Source organism: Halothermothrix orenii H 168 (genome assembly GCF_000020485.1).
GTDB lineage: Bacteria > Bacillota > Halanaerobiia > Halanaerobiales > Halothermotrichaceae > Halothermothrix > Halothermothrix orenii.
Genome location: NC_011899.1, coordinates 2,152,453 through 2,169,691, shown reverse-complemented (window position 1 = coordinate 2,169,691; position 17,239 = coordinate 2,152,453). Strand labels below are relative to the sequence as shown.

Below are 17,239 nucleotides of genomic sequence, written 5' to 3'. Positions count from 1 at the left end.
CAAAACAAAAAAAGACCTGATGACAGATACTGCCATAGGTCTTGTTCACATAATTTACATTATGCAAGTAAAGCCAGGCCAGGATGCCGGTTGTTGACTTTACTTTTTTGAACTACTCCCCTGTGGTTAAAACAAGTTTTATTATTTTTAAATAAAATAAACTATTTAACAGCTAAAAATAATTATAATATGTTATTAAAGCAATGTCAATTAAAAATATATTCCTGTAAATTTAATTTCCTTTTGTTTTAATTTGATTTTTACCTGAAACAGGAGAATTTAATTCTGGTTATGAACAAATATGTAATAAAGTGGGCAGAAAAACTGCCCCTTTAGGAGAGCAAACAAAAACTCAGGTTTAAGCTGGTATTGGTTGAAAAACCGGGCAGGTGTTTAAACACTTACCACATAAGATGCATTTCTCTTCATCAATTGTCGGAGCTCCAAATCCCTTCTGTTTAATAGCACCTACAGGGCATATGCTTTTTGAAGGGCAGGGGTGGTTTTGAGGACAGTATTCTTTTACAATTTTGATTCCCTTTAATTTCATAGTTGAACCATCTCCTTTACAGTTAAATAGTTGTTAATAAGGTATTATACTAAATCCATAATAATTATATTTTAATCCTTGTAGGTAACTGTAAACCATTTATCAAAATGTGATATTTTAAATAATGCAAATCTTCAAAATTATTTAGTAAGTCTTTTTTTAATAAAGCAAAGAGTATGACAAATAATCTTACGAAGCATAAACCTGAATATCGTCATTTATTGAAGGATTACAGGGGTAGAAAGAGTTGAGTATAACCAGAAAAAAATAATTGATGCTGTGGCAGTTTGACTTTCTTACTCAGTATGTTAAGATAAATCACCGTATAATAATTTATTTTAAACTGGAGGGTCAAACTAACACAGTTACAATGTCACAATTAACAAATTATGTTCATCGTATCAGGAATTTTTCTGTTAATGCCAGGAGTTTTCTCGGTTGTGTTGTCCTTAGTTTTATCAGTCTCGGGGCTATGCAGGTCATTTTAGGTTTGTATTTTTTAGAGCTGGGTTATACAGAGAGTTTTGTAGGTAAAGCGGTAGCTGCCCGGACTCTGGCTACAGGTATCCTGGCTATTCCCGCGGGAGCTTTAATTGAGAAGATGGGACCAAAAAGGATATTATTAATGGCCAGTTTTCTAATAGGGAGCTCTTTAATCGTCCAGGGAATTACTTCCAACAAGATTATTTTAATAGGGGCAAATCTTATATATGGTTCAGCCTTTGCTATTTTATTGGTAATGATGGCTCCTTTTCTGTCTAACAATAGTGATGATAATGAAAGGGAGGAATTATTTAGCTTTAATTTTATCTTGATGACTGCAGCCAGAACAATCGGTACCCTTTTAGTTGGGTTTTTACCACCACTTTTTTTCAATACTATATTAGCAGGTAAAACAAATACAGTTCTGGCCTATCAATATGTCTTAATTACACTGGGAATTATTTCTCTGGGGGCAATAATTCCAGCCCTGTTTATTTATGAAAAGGAAAATAAATTTAATTGCAGTAAAAAGAAAGCAAGATTAGTCACTAGTCTGAAGAAAAAACGTATCAGGAGATTGAGTCTCTACCAGTTGTTTTTTGGTATCGGTAGTGGAATGATTGCTCCCTTTTTTAGTGTTTTTCTTGCTAAAAATCTGGGGGCTGGGTCTGAAAGAGTAAGTACTATAATGTTTTTATACAGGGCTGCTATAGCTCTTGCTTTATTTCTAACTCCGCTCCTTACCAACAAATTCGGGAAAGTAAAATCGGTCGGAGTGGCCCAGTTTGGTTCCCTACCTTTCCTTCTGGCAATAGTTCTTGTACCGAATTTTGCCGTTGTCAGTATGGCTTTTTTATTACGGGGAGCTTTAGTAAATATGGCCCGGCCAATAGCTTCTGATTTTGCTATGGAGATAACACCTGATACCCAGCAGACAATAGCCAGTAGCCTTATGAGAACCAGTAAAAGTATTGCCCATGGAGGTAGTGCCACAGCTGCTGGCTGGATTATAAACCACTTTGGATATCAGGCTACTTACTTCCTGACTTTCTGTTTTTATTTTATAAGTGCCTTACTTTTTGTAAAATCGTTCAGAGAACTGGAACAGAAAGAACTACAATATAGAACCGGTTAAAAACAAAAACGGAATATAATACTAAAGTATAATGTTAAAGATATTATGATTGCTATAATTCCAGATAACCCTGGTCCCGGGTAAAAACACGGGCCAGGGTTTTGGTTTATCAATATATTAATATTCTTTAGTATTTTTTATTGACAACTATATTCCAATATAGTAATATAGTTAATAAGAAATATGATAAAGGTGGTGATATTTATTAATAAAGATATATATAAAGCCAGAGCTACAATTGCTAAAGCCCTTGCTAATGAAACAAGATTACAGATAATAGATATCCTGGGTCAAAAAGGGGAACATTGTGTATGTGAGTTGACAGAGATTCTGGGTGTTAGCCAGCCAACAGTCTCAAAACACCTTAAGGTTTTAAAGAATGCCGGGCTCATCGATTTCAGAAAAGAAGGTTTAAAAGTAACATATTTTTTGAGAACCCCTTGTGTCAGTGGATTTTTCGGGTGCCTTGATAAAGTACTACAGGAAGATTTAAAAAGGAAACAACAGGAACTGGGAATAAACTAAGGAGTGATAAATTTGACCAGACTAAAAAAATTTATATTATATGTCACCATATTTATGATGGCTTATTTTGTTCCATTTCATAATTTAAAAATTCAGGAGGCAATAGTCGAGTCCTTTTTAATGCTACAGGAATATGCCAGGGAACATGTTCTTTTTTGTTTGATACCCGCATTTTTTATTGCCGGTGCTATTGCCAATTTTATTTCACAACAGGCCGTAATTAAATACTTCGGAAGCCAGGCTAAAAAATGGGTTTCATATACAGTAGCTTCTGTATCAGGTGCCATTCTGGCTGTCTGTTCCTGTACTGTTTTACCCCTTTTTGCCGGTATTTATAAGAGGGGAGCCGGGATTGGTCCAGCTACGGCCTTCCTGTATTCAGGTCCAGCCATTAATGTTCTGGCTATAATTCTGACAGCCAGGATACTGGGGTGGCAGATGGGGCTGGCCAGGGCTATTGGTGCAGTTATCTTTGCTCTGGTGATTGGCTTACTGATGGCAGTAATCTTCCGTAAAGAAGATAAAGAGAGGCTTGAAGGAGTAATGGGTAAAAATACTGAGGGTGTTGCGGGTAGAACTGGTCTTCAGAACTTAATATATTTTATGACCCTGGTCTTAATTTTAATTTTTGCCGCCTGGGGTAAACCCCAACAGGCAACAGGTTTCTGGGTGAAAATATTTAATATTAAATGGATAATTACTATTACTTTACTAATAATAATGGTAATCATCTTAAAGAGCTGGTTTACTAAGGGAGAACTTAAAGACTGGATAGATTCTACCTGGGATTTTGCTGCCCAGATATTACCCCTGTTGTTTGCCGGGGTTCTAATAGCCGGTTTTTTAATGGGACGTCCCGGTACCGATGCTGGTATTATTCCGCCAGACTGGGTTACCAGGTTTGTGGGAGGTAATTCTATTTTAGCAAATTTCACGGCATCGATTCTGGGAGCATTTATGTATTTTGCTACCCTGACTGAAGTACCTATTTTACAGGGACTTCTTGGTCTGGGAATGGGTAAAGGACCAGCCCTGGCCCTTTTACTTGCCGGACCGGCTTTAAGTCTACCCAATATGCTTGTTATTCGCAGTGTTATGGGAACTAAAAAGACACTTGTTTTTATAGGTTTAGTTGTAGCTATGGCTACAATCAGTGGACTAATTTATGGTGCCATAGTAGTTTAAAATAAAATTATATAAATTTAAAGGAGTGAAGTAAAATGAAAAAGATTGAAGTCCTTGGTAGTGGTTGCCCTAAATGTCAGAAAACTACAGATTTGATTAAAAATGAATTGAGGAACTTAGATGTTGAGGCCGAAATAGTTAAAGTGGAGGAACTGGATGAAATTGTAAACAGGGGGGTTATGATGACCCCGGCTGTTGTCATAGACGGTGAAATAAAGGTAGAGGGGAAGGTTCCTTCCAGTAGTGAAATCAGATCATGGTTTGAATAAATGTAAAAGAAGGCCCCCTTAAACGGGGCCTTTTTTTATGTCTACAAAAGTAAGATAGTGAAGTTATTTTACATATAAAACAATAAAATACAGAAAAACTTGACAATTAAATCAATCAGGTTTATAATATAATTTAACAGTGTTCAAAAAATAAACAGTGTTAAAAACTATTTCCAGAGGTGGTATCCTGCTATGGGGAAAGAACGCCAGCAGCAAAAACATCAGGAAATTAAACAAAAAATTCTTGAAGTGGCCCGGGGTATAATAGCTAATGAAGGTATTGAGGGATTATCTATACGAAAAATCACAAGGTCAATGGACTATTCCCCGGCCATTATTTACCACTATTTTAAGGACAAAGATGAAATTATTCAGGTGTTATTAAGTAAAGGTTATAAAAATATTATTAACTCCGTTAAATCAGTTATACAAAATGAGGGCAGGCCTGAAAAAGAAATAAAAGATGCCTTTACCTGTTACATAAAAGCAGCCCTGGATTCACCTGATATCTACAAAACTTTTATGCTCAGTAGTAACGAAGATATAATCAAGAAGACAGCTATACTGGGCAGGGGGATTTCAGAGGATAGTCTGGCTTTAAAGATGCTGGTTGATAATATTAAAAAGGGAATTAGTGAGGGATATTTTAAAGAATGGGACCCTGAACTTACGGCTCAGGTTATCTGGACCGCTACTTTTGGATTAATTATTAAGTTAATTGTTGAAAAAGATATTTCTGAAGATCAGGTTAATAGATTAATAGAACACCATTTTAATCTGATATTCAGTGGTCTACTAAAGGAAGAATAAAAAGAAGTAAGGGGAGCGGGAGCTAATGCAAATATTAATTTTAGTTTTTAAGATAATAGTAATAAGTCTGGTCATTGGATTAGTGGTAATTAGCCTGGGAAATATAACCTTTAACAAAAAAATTGAAGAGGAAGTCAACCAGTTATTTGTTGACAATTATAAATCAAGCTGGCATATAAATGAACATGAATTAAAAAGTTTACCTGAGCCTGTCCAGAAGTGGTTGAGGTATTCAGGAGTTAATGGTAGCAAAAAAATATATTCGGTGAGGTTAAAACAGGAGGGTATGATAAGGACTGAAAAAGACCAGCCATGGATGTCGGCCCGGGCTGAACAGTATTTTACAGTTGACAAACCCGGGTTTGTCTGGAAGGTAAAAGTCAGGATGGCTCCCTTTTTATATTTTAATGGAAGAGATAGGTATTATAAGGGAAAAGGTAACATGCTCATAAAACTTATGGCATTAGTTCCTGTTGTAAATGCTGAAGGAAAGGAAATTGACCAGGGAACTTTGCTCAGGTACTTAGGGGAAATAGTATGGTTTCCGCAAGCTGCCTTGAGTAACTATATAGAATGGGAAGAAGTAGATTCAAACTCTGCCAGGGCTATTATGAGTTATGGTGGGTTATCAGCATCAGCGATTTTTAATTTCAATCATAAGGGTGAAGTTATAAGTTATACCTGTAAGAGGTATATGTCCAGAGCCGGAGGAGCTACTCTGGAAGATTATTTAGTTTTAGTTGAAGATTATAAAGACCGGGGTGGATTTAAAATTCCTACCAGGGCTGAAGCAATATGGAGACTGGATACCGGTGATTTTAGTTATTATAAATTTAAAGTAACTGATATAGAGTATAACAAACTTACTATTTATTAAGTCAGGTTAAACGTTAAAAATCTGTTATTTAAGAGTAATTATATTTTAAAAATACCATTTAAACTTTTTATTAACAGGTTAATAACAATGATTCCACATTTTTCCCACAGGTTATCCACAAATTTTAGAGAAATAAAATACATTAAATTTTATATATACTTTATATAAAAGAAAAACGTATTTATTTCAGCAAATCTTGACAGGTTATTAAAAAAAGTATATAATTTAACCAACTGTTTAACTAAATTATGATTTTTAAACTTAACAGACAAATTAAAACATTAAAGATAATATAAGAGTCAATGGATAAAACTTATGTAATTTTCACTCAAAAGTTACTGAACAGTAGATAATTATGAGAACTTGTATAACTAACTCTAGATATAATTTTTTAGTTATCTCTAAATAAATGGTTATTTAAATTAAGTTATGTAGTTAAAGACGGGATAAGATAAAGAATGAGGAATCCCCTGAAGCAAGGATTCCTCTTGAAAGTTAAATTAATGGTCTTCTTTCTTTTTCTTTCTTAATCGTTCATCTGGAGATATCTCATCATCTATTTCTATGTCATCTGGGTTTATACTGGGGGATTGTACCAAAAACTCTTCATCGGTTTTATTTTTCTGGTTTTTCTTGTTATTTTTTTTCTTTTTATCGTATTCCATAATTACCTCCAATCTAATTTGGTTTCTGTTATTATTATTCCCCGGTGTTATTAAATTATAAGACGATTTATTAATCCTTATTGTGTGGTTGATTCATACCTGTTAAAGTTAACTAAATATATAGTTTAATATATAGTTTAATATAAAAAAATATCTATAAATTATTTAGTTTTTAATTTATTCTATGTTAGGGGGGAAAGATAATGTTTAAAAAAACCATTATAATAGCAGTACTGGTAATGTTGGTAGCGATGGTTGGTTGTAGTAATAATGACATACTATCTGATAAGAAATACACCCTTACAATTGAAATTGAGGGCAAGGGACAGGTTAACCCTTCAAGTGGTCAGAAGTTCGTTGAAGGGACAACTGTAAGTCTTAAGGCCAGTCCTGATTAAGGCTGGTTGTTTGATAGCTGGGGTGGCCCTGATGGAAAGGATGTAGTTGAAAACAAGATTGTCATGGATAGTAATAAATCTATCAAGGCAATTTTTATCAGCGAAAATCAGCCTCCGGTAGCCCAGGATGATTCAGTTGAAACAGATGTTGGCACACCGGTAACCATTAAACCCCTTACAAATGATTCCGACCCTGAAAAACAGTCCCTGGAAATAATTAAAGTGGGACAACCTTCCCATGGTAGGGCCTCAATAGTTGATGGAGAGACAATAAAGTATGTCCCTGATCCTGCTTTTAGCGGAACAGATACCTTTACTTATATAATAGCTGATAATAAAAACCTTCAGACAGAAGCCATAATTACAGTAACTGTTGGTAGCAGTGATAATAATGCCCCCCTTGCAGAAGATGATAATGTAACCACTACTGCAGATCAACCAGTAGTAGTTGATGTCCTGGCTAATGATACTGATGTAGACGGGGATACCCTGACCTTACAGAGTGTTACTGCTCCATCAAATGGAACAGCTGTAAAAAATGGTGATGGAACTATAACCTACACTCCTGACAATGGTTATACAGGTTCTGACAGCTTTACTTATACTGTAAGTGATGGTGAGTTAACAGCTGAGGCTACTGTAAATGTTACCATTGGTAGTGGTAATGCTGCTCCTACAGCTAACGATGACTCTATTACTATGGACGAAGACACTACAACCACAATTGACCTTCTGGCCAATGATACTGACCCGGAAGGGGACCCCATAAGTGTTTATGAAATTAATGATTCAGCTACTATGGGGATTGTCATTAATAATAATGATGGGACGGTCACCTTTACCCCATATACTGACTACCATGGAAATGCATCCTTTGCTTACACCATTGTTGATAGTAACAATAATATTTCAAATTCAGCGACAGTTACTGTTGAAATATTACCTGTAAATGACCCACCTGAGGCTTATGATGATAATGTCAATGCCATGATGAATAACCCTCTTACGATAAATGTCCTTGAAAATGACTATGATGCTGAATTTGAAACCTTACAGGTTAGTATAAGCACAAACCCAGTCCATGGTAGTGTAACAGTTAACCCTGATTATACGATAACCTATACTCCTGATACTGATTATACCGGTTCAGATCAGTTTGATTATATAGTTAGTGATGGTAATGGATCAGATACAGGTACGGTATTTATCGAAGTAGTTACCGAAAATGCCCCTCCAGTAGCTGGGGACATTGTGGAAACTGCTAATGTTTATGGTACAATATGGATTGACTATGAGTATAATACGAGTGATCCTGACGGTGATTCACTGACCCTGGATAGCTTTACCCAGCCCACTTATGGTTTAGTTTATGTAGATGAGTATGGGGATTTAATGTATGAAGCCCCCACCAGTCCGTGTACAGATTCCTTCACTTATACGGTAAGTGATCCCTTTGGGGAAACGGCTACAGGTACGGTTACAGTAGAAGTAAGTGACCCCTATAATGTTAAAGGGACTTTAACCTTCCCGGAATCTGTATCTTACCAGGAGTATACTGTCTTCCTGGATGACAACCTGGATGAAACCGATGGGTATGTTGATTGTTTTGACTATTTTGTGGAGACAGCAACTACTGAGGCACCTTTCCGTTTTGACAATGTTGCCCCGGGAACCTATTATATTTATGCAAAATCAGGTATTTATGAAGGAGTGCATGGCCAGGCCTCTGACGGAACCTTACCGACATCCCCTACGGCAAGTGTTCCTGATACCGGCAAAGTTAACTTTAATGTTGATATGTATGCCACAAAGGAGCTTAACGTTAATGGAACTATAACATTACCGGAAGTGGCAACAGGGTTTTATATTGTGTTTATTGATACTGATACTGATAGCGGGAATGGACAGGAGGCATTTATAGCCGGGGAGTATACTAATAAAGACCAGATCAGTTATTCTGCTTCTGTTACTCCAGGGACCTATTATGTCTATGCCATGGTAGACCTGGATAATAACTCTGAGTATGTAGAGGCAATGGGTTATTATGGAGTAACTCCCCCCGATATACCAGGTGAACCCAATGCAGTTATACCAGAATCAGGGTCAGTAACCCTGGACATCCTGACTGATTATATTATGACTCCTGCCAGTGTTAATGCTGTCACTAAATAAGAAAAATGGTTTACATTTTTGTGTGTCAGAGCTAAATTAAGTATAAATTGTAACAAAGAGGTCCTGTCCCGGGGCCTCTTTGTTACTTTTTAATTATTAACAGTAAATCCACAATTTGTCCACAAGTTATCCACAAAAACTCTCAGTTTTGTTGACATTTTACTAAAAATGGTTTAATATATCTTTAACTGGATATCAGAATTTATTTAAGTTTTTATCATATTTCAGGTGGGAGTGTTAAAACTTATTAACATGGTTATTAATCAGAAAAGGCTTGAGGAACTGGCCCGGCAAAAAGAGGATGAAAACCGGGAATTCAGGATTTTTATCAGGGGTTGTAATCCCTGGAAAGTGGACAACCTGGTCCGGGAGTTGAATAATAAGTATTTTTCTTCTTTTGATTGCCGGAATTGTGGTAATTGTTGTAGGAATTTAAGTCCCAGATTTACCAGGTATGATATAAAAAGAATTGCTGAGCAACTGGGGATAAGTATTAATGATTTTAAGAATAAATATGTATCTAGAGAGCAGCAAACCGGTTTTGCTTTAAAGGGTGAGAGCTGTCCCTTTTTAGATGGTAATACCTGTACAATTTATTCTGTAAGACCCGATTCCTGCCGGTCATATCCACATTTAACAAAAAAAATGTTTAACCACAGGTTTCTGGAAATGATTGATAACACCTATATTTGTCCCATTGTATATAATGTAATAGAGGATTTGAAGGCTGAATTGTGGTAAAATAAATTTTGCGAATGTAGTCATAAATGAGGGAGGACATATGTCAGGATTCAAACTCGATATGCATGTTCATACAGCAGAGACAAGCAGGTGTGGCAAGGTAAGGGCAGAACAGATGGTTGAATTATATAAGGAAGCCGGGTATAATGGTGTGGTAATTACTGACCATTATAAACGGGGTTTTTTTGATAATATAGAATCACTGGGCTGGGAAGAACAGATAAAAAGGTATCTTACTGGTTATAGTACAGCCTTCAATAGAGGTAGGGAGCTCGGTCTAAAGGTTTTTCTGGGAATAGAATTAACCTTTGAAGAGAGTCCCAATGACTTTCTGGTCTATGGTATAACCCCGGAATTTTTGATAAATAATCCCAGGCTCTTTACATTAACTCTTAAAGACTTTAAAACATTGGTTAATGATAATGATATTCTTGTCTATCAGGCCCATCCCTTCAGACCGGGACTCAATCCGGTCAATCCTTCTTTAATTGATGGAATAGAAGTCTATAATGGTAACCCCAGGCATGATTCCTATAATGATCTGGCCTACCAGTTTGCTATTAATAATGAGCTCAAGTTAATATCAGGATCTGACTTTCATCAGATAGAGGATGTTGCCAGGGGTGGTATTATTATAGATGGAGAGATTAATAATGAGAGGGAGCTGGTGAATTTCTTAAAAAATACCCCCTCTCCAGAGTTAATAAGATCGGTTTAGAAAATTTTTGATTTTTACCACTACCAGGGTGATAAGACAGTAGTAATTTTCATATAAAAAGTTGAATATCTGAATTGAGAGCATCATTCAAATAATCCTCTGCTGTCATTATTTTGGTTTTGTATGGCAACTCGTCTTTTTTTATCCCCATAACTTCACTGGAAAGCTTACAGCAGTAAAAATTGACCCCTTTTTTATGTGCTTCTTCAAGAAGACCTTTAAGGGTTGGAGCGTCGTCATCTTTCATCATTTTTTTCAGCATAAATTTACCAAAACCACTAAAGTTCATCCGGGATAAAGGTAATTCATCTGGTCCCTTCGGGGTTACTGCCCCAAACATTTTTTCTAAGTTTGTTTTGTCTTTATAGTCCAGTTTATCGGGTGTTCTTAATAAAAAGAGGCCCCAGAAGGCAAAAAACATAGATACTTCCATATCTATAGCCCTGGCAGAATCGGCAAGAATAAAGGCAGCCAGGGCCTTATCATATTCACAGCTGAACATGAGGATGTTTAATTTCTTTGTCACTATAAATAACCTCCAGAGTTTAAATATTATGTTAATTTGCTCAAGTTCTGCTTTAAAAAATTAAGGAGTAATTTAGTATTATGTTTTTTAACAACAACTTCTTCCGTATTTAACTCCTTATCATTAACTACTATTATTATTATCATGGAGGGTATTTTTGATTCTTCAAAAATAGATAATACTTTGTGAAAAATACATTTAGTTAAATAATGCTCGCAATTTTCCTGTTAAAAATTAATTTTTGTTTTTCTGTAATAATACTCTTTATTTGAGACTATTACTTTAACCATATCTATTAACCTATCAATCTCCTGAAATGTATTGTATAGTCCAAAACTAATTCTTATCAGACCGGGATGGGGTAGGTCAGGATTGTTTATTCTGGCCCGTATTTCCTGTTCAGATATATTGAGGAGCTGCTGGACATAGGGCTGGGCACAAAAGCAGCCATTTCTTACGGCGATACCACCTTCACCGGCCAGTATAGTGGCTATTGATTCATGGGATAACCCGTCAATATTAAAAGGGATAATTCCTAATCTATCCTTACTATTAAATTTATTTCCATAAAGGATGACATCAGGTATTTTATTTAATCTTTTCAGGGTATAATCAGTCAGCCGTTTTTCGTGATTCAAAATCGACTCCATTCCGAATTCATTTAAAATTTTAATGGCTTCAGTCAGGGCTACTATCCCCATTAAATTGGGAGAGCCAGCTTCTTCTTTATGTGGGGGGGTATGCCACCTCACAAAATCAGGGGTTACTATATCAACTGTTCCCCCACCGACCTGGTCTGGAGTATTTGATGCAAAGGTTTTTTGAGGGGCTATAAGGACTCCCGTTCCAAAAGGGGCATACATTTTATGTCCTGAAAAGGCAAGGTAATCTAGTCTTTCTCCCGCTTTTTTTGGACTCATTTCGACAGGGTGGTGGGGAATCAACTGGGCTCCATCGATCATTACTTCAGTCCCGTACTTATGGGCAAGGCCGGCAATTTGATAAATCGGGTTGAGATAACCGGTTACATTAGAGGCCCCACCAACGGTAACCAGTCTTACCTTGCCCCGGTGTTTTATTAGTTTTGATTCAAGGTCATCAAGAGATAGTTGCCCCTTTTCGTTCAGCTTTATGTATTCTACCTTAAAGTATTTTCTCCAGGGTAAATCGTTGGAATGGTGTTCCATTGAGGTTGTAATTATAATATTTCTATTATCAGTATCCTGACCCAGGGTATAGGCCAGTTTATTAATTGCTTCGGTGGTGTTTTTAACATAGATAGGGGTATAATAATCGGGATCAGCCTTAACGAAATTAAGAATATCCCCGCGGGCCTCTTCATAAATTGTAGAACATAATCTTGATTTATAGCCTTTTCCCCGGTGAATGGAGGAATACCAGCCTGCAAATTCAGTAATCCGCTCTATTACCGATTTAAATGGTGGGGTTGTGGCCGCGTTATCAAAATTAACATAGGTGGAAAGCCTGTTATTACTGAGGGGGACCTTTTTGTTAACACCAACAACCTGCCCTCTCCATTTTTTATAAGTGTTCATAACTATCACCCTGAATTATAATTATATCTCAGATTAGTATATTCAACATGTATCGTTACTGTGCATAAATATAACGTCGAAAAGAAATCTTTATAAAAATAATCTTAAATAACCCCCGGGTTTTTATGGTACAAACCAGGTATATACCTCTGTTTTTTAATAAAAACATTTAATTATTGTATCCTGTCAATTATTGTATCCTGTGAACTTAAAGAAAACTTACTTTAAAGGTAATGTTAATGCCCGTCATGTCAATAACTTATTTAAAAGTAAATATACTTTAAGGGATTGAATGGATTGTAGTAAAAAGAGGATAAAAGGGGGGCATCGGGGCCAGGTGAAACCTGTTATTCGGGCTGTTATAATGTGTTTGACAACCAAAATAACCCATGTTATAATCTTTATAAATATTAACAATTACATAATTTTATTCAAATTTACTGGAGGGATTTTTGATAATGGAGAAGGTGAGTAGGAAAGTAGTTCTGGCAGGAATGGTCTTTTTTTTATTGTTGTTTGCAGCAGGTTGTGAGAAGGAATCAGAGGTACTAAAAGTAGGTATTGTTCAGATTGTTGAACACCCGGCTCTGGATGCAGCCCGTAAGGGCTTTATCGATGCCCTGGCTGATAATGGGTATAAGGAAGGAGAAAATATTGAATACGATTATCAGAATGCCCAGGGCGATATGTCTCTGGCCAGGACGATTGCCGGAAAGTTTAAGCGGGAAAAACCTGATTTGATCCTGGCAATTGCTACTCCAACAGCCCAGGCTGTTGCCAATACGATAAAGGATATACCGATATTTATTACGGCAGTAACCGACCCCGTAGCAGCTGGCCTGGTTAAGTCTATGGAGAAACCGGGAACCAATGTGACCGGGACTACTGATATGACACCGGTAGAAAAACAGATTAATCTCCTCTTGAAGTTTAAACCTGATACCACTAAAATCGGAGTGGTTTATAATGCCGGTGAGGTTAATTCAGTTGTCCAGGTGGATTTAGCCCGTAAAGTCTGCAAGGAGCTTGATATAGAACTGGTAGAGGCAACTGCCAGTAATAGTAGTAGTGTATATCAGGCGGCCCAGTCTCTAATAAACAGAGTAGATGCCATTTATGTTCCAACCGATAATACAGTGGTTTCTGCCATTGAATCGGTGGTTAAAGTTGCCGAAGAGAATGATATTCCACTTATTGTCGGGGAAGAGGACTCGGTCAAAAGGGGAGGTCTGGCTACTGTAGGTATTAACTATTACGAGCTTGGATATCAAACAGGGGAGATGGCCCTGGAGGTTATTAAGAATGATGCTAAACCGGAAGAGATGGCAATACAGAAACAGGATAAGGTCAGGCTGGTAATAAATGAAAAGGCGGCTGAAGAAATGGGAGTTACCATTTCTTCTGAGCTTAAGAATGAGGCGGCAAAAATCTATTAATTAGATATATTTTATTAACAAGCCTAATTATACGGCCGTTACGGTCGGTCTGTATTCAATTATTAAACCGGGCAGGGGTTGTTTAACCTGATTTGAGATAACAGCCCTTAAGCTCGGTTATTTTTAAAGGAGTGAGGATATTGTTAGGATTAATAATACCAACCCTTGAGCAGGGCCTGGCCTATGGTCTTCTGGCAATGGGGGTTTTTTTAACCTTCCGGGTACTGGACTTCCCCGATCTTACTGTTGAGGGAAGTTTTCCCCTGGGAGGTGCTGTTCTTGCTATTCTGGTTGTTTCTGGCTTAAATCCCTTTTTAGCTACTTTTCTGGCCTTTGTAGCTGGGGCCCTGGCCGGGGTTATAACCGGTATTCTTAATACCAAACTGAAAATAGCAGGCCTTCTGGCCGGTATACTGACAATGACATCATTATACTCTATTAATTTAAGGGTTATGGGAAGATCCAATATTCCCCTCCTGAGAACAAAAACCATCATTTCTGTTCTGGAGGGGTGGGGGATAGATTCATCTTATGTATCACTTGTGGCCTTTATAATAATAGTTTTACTGATTAAATTATTGGTTGACTATTTCCTTTTTACAGAAATAGGGATGTCCCTGAGGGCGACAGGAGATAACCCAGTAATGGTGGAAAGCCTCGGGGTCAATACTGATGTTATAAAAATATTAGGGTTAAGCCTGGCCAATGGGCTGGTTGCCCTGTCAGGGGCCCTGGTAGCCCAGTATCAGGGGTTTACCGATATTGGAATGGGTATGGGTATGATTATAGTTGGTCTGGCTTCAGTCATTATCGGTGAGGTGGTTATCAGGTCCCGTAAAATACCTCTGGCAACTCTTGGCGTTATTACCGGGTCTATCATCTACCGTCTCTCTATTTCAATTGCCTTACAGCTGGGGTTTGCTCCGACTGATCTTAAAATTGTAACGGCTCTGCTGGTTATTCTGGCTTTAGGGGCCCCTTCCTTAAGAAAGATTATGATTCAGGATGAATTCGCTGAACACCTGCTGGAAGGGGGCGATCAGCATGCTGGAATTAACTAATATCCATAAAGTATTTAATATTGGGAAGGTAAACCAGAACTATGCCCTTAAGGGAGTTAATTTAAAACTGGAAAAGGGAGACTTTGTAACCATAATCGGGAGTAACGGTGCCGGTAAATCTACTCTTTTAAATATTGTGGCCGGAACTTACTTACCTGATCGGGGTCAAGTAAGGATAGGTGGTCAGGATGTTACCAATTTAACTGTTTATGAAAGGGCGTCTTTAATAGGCCGGGTTTTTCAGGATCCTTTAAAGGGAACAGCCTCTGAAATGACTATTGAAGAGAACCTGGCCCTGGCTGACAAAAGGGGTAGAAAGCGTGGATTAAAACTGGGGCTAAACCGGGAGAAAAGGTCCCAATATCGTGAGGCCTTAAGCTGGCTGGGTCTGGGCCTGGAGGATAGATTAAACGACGAAGTAAAATTACTGTCAGGAGGACAAAGGCAGGCCCTGACTTTATTGATGGCAACCACCGGTAATCCTGAAATCCTCTTGCTGGATGAACATACCGCTGCCCTTGATCCCAAGACTGCTGTAAAAATTATAGAGATAACCAGGAAAATTGTGGACAGGAATAACCTCACAGTATTGATGGTAACCCATGATTTAAAACAGGCTCTGGAGATGGGAAACAGGACCATAATGATGGACAGGGGAGAAATAATCCTCGATTTGAAAGATAAGGAGCGGGAGAATACAACTGTTGAGGGGCTTCTTAAAAAGTTTAACGAAAAAAGTGGCCACGATTTTACAGATGACCGGGTTTTATTAAGTAGATAGCAGGATGGATTCCTGTTCTGTTCTGGAAGTATTTAAATAATTTATTTATTCTCTATTTAACTTTTTAAATTCTGAGTTTTTTATAATGGATTTTTCTGGTTGCAAAACTCTGGTCGTAAATCTTTTATTAAATCATTTAATTTAGAAACAGGTATGTATTATTCAGAAAACATATGGTATAGTATAAAAGGGAGGTAGTAATACTCCCTTTTATTTTGTTTATGATTGTTTCTATAGGTTATCTTTGATAAAAAATGATTTATACCGGGGAGTGATTATTGTGCCAGAAGTTATAACCATGGGAGAAGCTTTAATTGACTTTGTACCCCGCCAGGTAAATTGTGCCCTCCATGAGGTAAGTGATTTTCACCGGGCGGCCGGTGGGGCGCCAGCTAATGTAGCGGTCGGGGTGGCCCGCCTGGGGGTGTCTGCCGGTTTTATGGGAAAGGTTGGTGATGATGCTTTTGGTTATTTTTTAAAAAAGACTCTTGAGGATAATAAGGTCAATACCTCCCAGATGGTTTTGACTGAAGAAGCCATGACAACCCTGGCTTTTGTCTCCTTGAGGGGTGATGGGGAACGGGATTTTGCTTTTTACAGGAAACCCGGGGCTGACATGCTTTACCGGGTTGAAGAGGTAGATTTTGACTATCTGGAGGGGAGTCATATATTCCATTTTGGTTCTATTTCATTGATTACTGATCCGTCAAAAACGACTACCCTTAAACTTATAAAACAGGCCCGTAGTAAAGGGGTTACTGTTTCCTTTGACCCTAATATTAGACCTCCTCTCTGGGGTTCTCTTGAGGAAGCGGTAAAACAAATTAATCAGGTTATACCAGAGGCAGATATTCTAAAAATAAATGAAGAGGAGTTAAAGGTACTGACAGGGTTGAATGATTTAAAAGAGGAAAGTATACTTAAGGCCTGTCAGGAGTTTTATCAAAAGGGGCCTGAGCTAATAATTGTAACCCTGGGGGGAGAAGGCTGTTTTTATTATTCATCAGCTGGTTATGGAATGGTAGAAGGATTTAAGACAAAAGCTATAGATACTACCGGAGCCGGGGACAGTTTTGTGGCTGCAGTATTAAGCAGTCTGGTGAAAGCTGATCTTACTAACCTACAAGGCTTAAGTACAAAAAAACTTGAAGAAATATTAACCTTTGCCAATAAAGTTGCCTCTATTGTTGTTACCAGGAATGGAGGAATTCCATCCCTTCCCTTTATTGATGAAGTTGAAGGAGGTAGTTAATTAATCAGACCTTCTTAATTACTGGATTATTACATGGGTTTACAAAATGACTGCTTCCAAACTGGCAGTCATTTTTTTAATTTAGGTTTTTTTCATAAT

Annotated in this window: 18 protein-coding genes; 14 read left to right on the top strand and 4 right to left on the bottom strand. The window is 37.4% G+C overall.

The features are described from left to right. Positions 1-358: 358 nt before the first annotated feature. Positions 359-550, bottom strand: coding sequence for a 4Fe-4S binding protein (locus HORE_RS10405; RefSeq protein WP_015923728.1), 192 nt, complete (start codon positions 548-550; stop codon positions 359-361). A 370-nt stretch (positions 551-920) separates the two neighbouring features. Here HORE_RS10405 and HORE_RS10400 point away from each other — a divergent pair, with 370 nt between their 5' ends. The 6 genes from HORE_RS10400 to HORE_RS10375 all read left to right on the top strand — a co-directional run bounded on the left by HORE_RS10400 (position 921) and on the right by HORE_RS10375 (position 5,834). Further along, entirely contained in the window at positions 921-2,168 is a 1,248-nt protein-coding gene (locus HORE_RS10400; protein WP_143710062.1) for an MFS transporter, read from the top strand. A 183-nt stretch (positions 2,169-2,351) separates the two neighbouring features. Next, positions 2,352-2,693, top strand: coding sequence for an ArsR/SmtB family transcription factor (locus HORE_RS10395; RefSeq protein ID WP_015923726.1), 342 nt, complete (start codon positions 2,352-2,354; stop codon positions 2,691-2,693). 54 nt (positions 2,694-2,747) lie between these two features. Beyond that, positions 2,748-3,878 (top strand): permease, encoded by a 1,131-nt coding sequence (locus HORE_RS10390; RefSeq protein WP_050748658.1) that lies wholly within the window; start codon positions 2,748-2,750, stop codon positions 3,876-3,878. 35 nt (positions 3,879-3,913) lie between these two features. Beyond that, positions 3,914-4,147, top strand: coding sequence for a thioredoxin family protein (locus tag HORE_RS10385; protein WP_015923724.1), 234 nt, complete (start codon positions 3,914-3,916; stop codon positions 4,145-4,147). Between the two features lie 192 nt (positions 4,148-4,339). After that, the gene (locus HORE_RS10380) at positions 4,340-4,957 is read left to right on the top strand and encodes a TetR/AcrR family transcriptional regulator (protein WP_015923723.1); all 618 of its coding nucleotides are present in this window, start codon (positions 4,340-4,342) and stop codon (positions 4,955-4,957) included. Positions 4,958-4,982: 25 nt separating this feature from the next. After that, positions 4,983-5,834, top strand: a complete 852-nt coding sequence (locus HORE_RS10375; protein ID WP_015923722.1) for a DUF6544 family protein — start codon at positions 4,983-4,985, stop codon at positions 5,832-5,834. A 500-nt stretch (positions 5,835-6,334) separates the two neighbouring features. On the opposite strand, the gene HORE_RS13000 is transcribed toward HORE_RS10375, so the two are convergent. Then, a complete protein-coding gene (locus HORE_RS13000; RefSeq protein ID WP_167935787.1) occupies positions 6,335-6,499 on the bottom strand; it encodes a hypothetical protein in 165 nt (54 codons plus the stop codon). 203 nt (positions 6,500-6,702) lie between these two features. On the opposite strand from HORE_RS13000, the gene HORE_RS10370 reads away from it, so the two are divergent. From HORE_RS10370 to HORE_RS10355, 4 genes are all read left to right on the top strand, one after another. Further along, positions 6,703-6,897, top strand: coding sequence for a hypothetical protein (locus tag HORE_RS10370; protein ID WP_041606092.1), 195 nt, complete (start codon positions 6,703-6,705; stop codon positions 6,895-6,897). A gap of 6 nt (positions 6,898-6,903) precedes the next feature. Beyond that, entirely contained in the window at positions 6,904-9,069 is a 2,166-nt protein-coding gene (locus tag HORE_RS10365; RefSeq protein ID WP_015923721.1) for an Ig-like domain-containing protein, read from the top strand. Positions 9,070-9,303: 234 nt separating this feature from the next. Next, positions 9,304-9,810, top strand: coding sequence for a YkgJ family cysteine cluster protein (locus tag HORE_RS10360; protein WP_041606090.1), 507 nt, complete (start codon positions 9,304-9,306; stop codon positions 9,808-9,810). A 40-nt stretch (positions 9,811-9,850) separates the two neighbouring features. Continuing rightward, entirely contained in the window at positions 9,851-10,528 is a 678-nt protein-coding gene (locus HORE_RS10355) for a PHP domain-containing protein (protein ID WP_015923719.1), read from the top strand. A gap of 49 nt (positions 10,529-10,577) precedes the next feature. Here the strand turns inward: HORE_RS10355 and HORE_RS10350 are convergent, their stop codons facing one another. Beyond that, complete coding sequence (locus HORE_RS10350; protein ID WP_015923718.1) at positions 10,578-11,054, bottom strand: DsrE/DsrF/DrsH-like family protein; 477 nt, start codon at positions 11,052-11,054, stop codon at positions 10,578-10,580. Positions 11,055-11,281: 227 nt separating this feature from the next. Continuing rightward, a complete protein-coding gene (locus tag HORE_RS10345) occupies positions 11,282-12,610 on the bottom strand; it encodes an aminotransferase class V-fold PLP-dependent enzyme (protein WP_015923717.1) in 1,329 nt (442 codons plus the stop codon). A gap of 458 nt (positions 12,611-13,068) precedes the next feature. Between HORE_RS10345 and HORE_RS10340 the strand changes: the two genes are divergently transcribed. The 4 genes from HORE_RS10340 to HORE_RS10325 all read left to right on the top strand — a co-directional run bounded on the left by HORE_RS10340 (position 13,069) and on the right by HORE_RS10325 (position 17,140). After that, entirely contained in the window at positions 13,069-14,046 is a 978-nt protein-coding gene (locus HORE_RS10340) for an ABC transporter substrate-binding protein (protein WP_015923715.1), read from the top strand. 197 nt (positions 14,047-14,243) lie between these two features. Then, positions 14,244-15,107, top strand: a complete 864-nt coding sequence (locus HORE_RS10335; RefSeq protein ID WP_050748657.1) for an ABC transporter permease — start codon at positions 14,244-14,246, stop codon at positions 15,105-15,107. Continuing rightward, entirely contained in the window at positions 15,091-15,888 is a 798-nt protein-coding gene (locus HORE_RS10330; RefSeq protein ID WP_015923713.1) for an ABC transporter ATP-binding protein, read from the top strand. The genes HORE_RS10335 and HORE_RS10330 overlap by 17 nt, the downstream gene beginning before the upstream one ends. Before the next feature lie 280 nt (positions 15,889-16,168). Then, on the top strand, positions 16,169-17,140 hold the full coding sequence (locus HORE_RS10325) for a PfkB family carbohydrate kinase (RefSeq protein ID WP_015923712.1): 972 nt from the start codon (positions 16,169-16,171) through the stop codon (positions 17,138-17,140). Positions 17,141-17,239: the final 99 nt, after the last annotated feature.